Consider the following 1,323-nt stretch of genomic DNA (forward strand, 5'->3'; position numbering starts at 1 on the left):
CTTCAGAGGGTCGGGCTGGCCGGTGCCGTCGAGGATGGCCAGGATGTCGTGGGCCTGCTGTACCGCGTGCACCCGGACGGAACAGGCGATGGTCATCTCGCACAGCCGGCGCACCCGGGCGATGGCGGCCTCTGCCTCCTCAGCGCGCCCTGCGTAGGATCCGGCCGCCGCGTCAGCGGACTCGGCATCGTGGAGCCGAGTCAGTTCGGCCTCTGCATGGTTGAGTTGCCCGCGCAGTCGTTCCACCTCAGCGTCGTCGGCCGGTGTACCGATGTGGATGTCGAGGCGCATCTCGTCGCCGTGCTCGGCGGTGACGTTGTCCCAGCCGACGGGCTCGGGGTCGTCCCAGACGATGACGGTGTGCCCACCGTGCCCGTGGACGTGCTCGGCGTCCGCGATCCGGTCCCAGGCCACTGTGGAGGGCCGGTCACCGGCCCAGCGGACAGAGACGGTTCCATCGGGCCACAGCACGCCGTGGGCGACGATCCCGGTACCGGATACGCCGGTGACATCGTGGTTGCGCTGGAGATGGAAGCGGCGGGACTGCTGGGTCATGACTGGTCTCCCTTGTCGCCGGTGAAGGCGTCGGTTTCGATGAGATAGGTGATGCGTTTGGTGAACCGCTGGCCGAACTCGGGTCCGATGCGGTGGGCGAGGGCGATGAGTTCCGTGACGAGCGCGGCGGCACCGTCCTCGTTCATGAGGTACAAGTTCCGGGCGCGGTCTGGGGACTTGTTGACCCGGCCTTCGAGGAGCAGGGCGAGCACGGTCTGGCCGCCACGGGTTTCCACGAGGGTCACGGTGGAGTGATCGAGTAGTACGGCGCCCCAGTCGTCGAGGATGACGCCGTGCCGGTCGTGTGGTCCGCCGGGGCCGACGATATCTCCGCCGGTTTTGCGAGGGTCACCGCTCCTGCGGTGGCCGGTCTTCTTGGGCATCGTGTTCTCCTTCGGATTGGGGGGCGGCTGGCGGCGGGTGGGCCGCCAGCCGCAGAACAGGGACGGTCAGGCGGGGGTGATCCTTGGAATCGGCCCGGTGGTCACTGCGGTCATGCGCCTCGCGGCCGTACAGGGCGCACGGTCCGCTGTGTCGGTGTGCGCTGTCGCCGCACTGTCTCGTCGATCGATCCGTGCTCGGCGAGGTCGTATGCCTCGTTCTGGTCGGTCAGCTTGGCGTAGTGGGCGGCGGCCTCCTCAAACGCGGCTGCACGCACGGCGGCCTGGCCGACGGGCGCGGGCAGCACGGCCAACACCGCGCCCACGTGCCGCTGATAGTCGTGCGGCTCCAAGCCCTCATACCTGAAGCCGTCCGCCTCGGCGAGGG

3 protein-coding genes are annotated in these 1,323 nt (G+C 69.1%); all 3 read right to left on the reverse strand.

What is annotated here, in order from left to right; all coding sequences use genetic code 11:
• Positions 1–555 (reverse strand): hypothetical protein (locus tag IG02_RS43350; RefSeq protein WP_234315034.1); only part of this gene is annotated, 555 nt, incomplete at its 3' end.
• Positions 552–938 carry a hypothetical protein gene (locus IG02_RS0135395; RefSeq protein ID WP_030757698.1) on the reverse strand — a complete coding sequence of 129 codons (387 nt, stop codon included), beginning with the start codon at positions 936–938 and terminating at the stop codon, positions 552–554. The genes IG02_RS0135395 and IG02_RS43350, both read right to left, overlap by 4 nt.
• Positions 939–1,048: 110 nt before the next feature.
• The coding region (locus IG02_RS0135400; protein WP_030757701.1) for a hypothetical protein at positions 1,049–1,323 on the reverse strand (275 nt) is incomplete at its 5' end.

Origin of the sequence: Streptomyces sp. NRRL F-5135 (assembly GCF_000719775.1) — a bacterium.
In the GTDB taxonomy this organism is placed as follows: domain Bacteria; phylum Actinomycetota; class Actinomycetes; order Streptomycetales; family Streptomycetaceae; genus Streptomyces; species Streptomyces hebeiensis.